Raw genomic sequence first — 1,887 nt, 5'->3', positions numbered from 1 at the left:
GAGAAAAGTAAGTTTATAAAAATAGCTACTTCAATAGGGGTGTCATCTTTTTTATTAACAGGTTGTGGTGATTATGAAGAAGAAACTGCTCAGCAAGAAAGTACAGCTGTTAAAACAGATGGTGCAAAACAAAGAAATGAACAAGAAACATTAAATTGTGATGATAAAGCCCCAACCAATGAAAATGTAGAGATAGATGAGTTATGCAAGGAAAATAATCCGTCATTTTCATCTTATCATGAAAACTCTCATTTACCGATACTTCCATTTGTAGCAGGATATTTATTAGCGAGTAGAACTTCAAATATGAATTATACAGCAAAACCAAATTTAATGAAGAAACCGTATGCAAATAATGTTATTCCATATCGTGAAAAAGATGAGCGTAGAACAGGTGGCGGTAGTAGCGGTGGTTATACTGGTGGTTCTAACGGTAACAATAATACTTCCAATAAAGTAGATTTAAATAAACAGCAGCCAAATCCATCCAATAAAGTAACACCAGATACAAATACGCCAAAATCATCTACTACGCAAACACCGAAAGTAAACTCTGGTTCAAGTGGAATTGGAAACGCAAAAGCGCCAGCAGGATCCTAAAACGAAAGGGTAATGGAGTAATGTATACAGAACGAGAGCAAGAAGAGTATATGAAAGTATGGTTTTCACTTGCAGAAGAGGCTAGTAGGAATGGTTTCACTTGGCCTAGTCTGTTAGAGAATGAAGAATGGAATCAATATATGGCAACAGGGATGTATCGCATGCCAGCAAAAACTTATACTGCTATCTCAAAAGCGACAGAAGAAATCATGTATGTGTTATATAGAACGTATCAATATATTGTAAATACGACAGAAGGTTTTCAAAAACTTGGATTCCCAGCTGAAGCGTGGGAAATGGCGAGAATGAAACATAATGGTTTATTTTCATATTTTACAAGGTTTGATTTTATCGTAAATGGTGACGATATAAAATTAATAGAAGTAAATTGTGATACGCCAACAGGCTATTTAGAACCGTCTGTCGCAAATGAAGTGTTATGCCGTTATCATGATGTAAATCACCCAAACCATATAGAAGAGCATATTGTACAGGCATGGGAACAAATTAAACATGACTATCATATAGGCCCTGAAGAGACGATATATTTTACTAGTTATGATTGGCACGATGAAGATAGTCAAACGGTTCAGTTTTTAAGAACGTATTGCTTAAATCAGTCAACGGACTATGTAGGAATACAAGACATTGTCGTTGCGGAAGATGGTATATATACGCCAAGTGGAGAAAAAATAAAATATTTATATAGACTGTATCCAATAGAGTATTTAGTAACGGACGTTGATAAGAATGGAAAAAGGATTGGTTTGCAATTTTTAGATCATATTGCACAAGAAAGAGTGAAAATTATTAATCCGCCAGCCGCGTTTGTTATGCAAAACAAAAGTGTACTCGCACTAATTTGGAAGCTTTATGAAGAAAGTGTTTTCTTTACAGAAGAAGAGCAAGACATTATTTATAAATACTTTCTACCAACATATTTTTCAAATAAGCGATTTCTAGAAAGACATGAATCATACGTTTCCAAACCTGTATTTGGTCGTGAAGGTGGCGGAGTATCTATATACGAAAATGATGAATTATTAGCTGAAGATAAAACAGAGTATTACTTTGAACAAAGGAAGATATACCAGCAATACATAGAAATGCCTGACTATACCATTGACACATGGGATGGTCCATATACTGGTAAACTATTAATTGGCTCTCACTGTATAAGCGGAAGAGCAGCAGGCTTATTTTTACGTGTAGGTGAGAAAATAACGGGAAACTTATCAATGTTTACTGGGGTTACAATTGAAGGATAAAGTAAACAAAGAGCTTATC

2 protein-coding genes are annotated in these 1,887 nt (G+C 34.9%); both read left to right on the top strand.

The features are described from left to right. On the top strand, positions 1-600 hold a 600-nt coding region (locus tag ACQGS6_RS27525; RefSeq protein ID WP_426965961.1), incomplete at its 5' end, for a hypothetical protein. Positions 601-620: 20 nt separating this feature from the next. After that, positions 621-1,868, top strand: coding sequence for a glutathionylspermidine synthase family protein (locus ACQGS6_RS27520; protein ID WP_074626043.1), 1,248 nt, complete (start codon positions 621-623; stop codon positions 1,866-1,868). Positions 1,869-1,887 lie beyond the last annotated feature (19 nt).

It is taken from the genome of Bacillus sp. GMs2/2 (assembly GCF_050172095.1).
Taxonomy (GTDB): domain Bacteria; phylum Bacillota; class Bacilli; order Bacillales; family Bacillaceae_G; genus Bacillus_A; species Bacillus_A cereus.
Note: the sequence above shows the minus strand (reverse complement) of the source record. Positions and strands in the feature narration are given on the sequence as shown.

Bases quoted from the DNA above. Each gene is read 5' to 3' on its own strand.
- ACQGS6_RS27520 (WP_074626043.1), top strand. From the start codon at position 621: ATGTATACAGAACGAGAGCAAGAAGAGTATATGAAAGTATGGTTTTCA.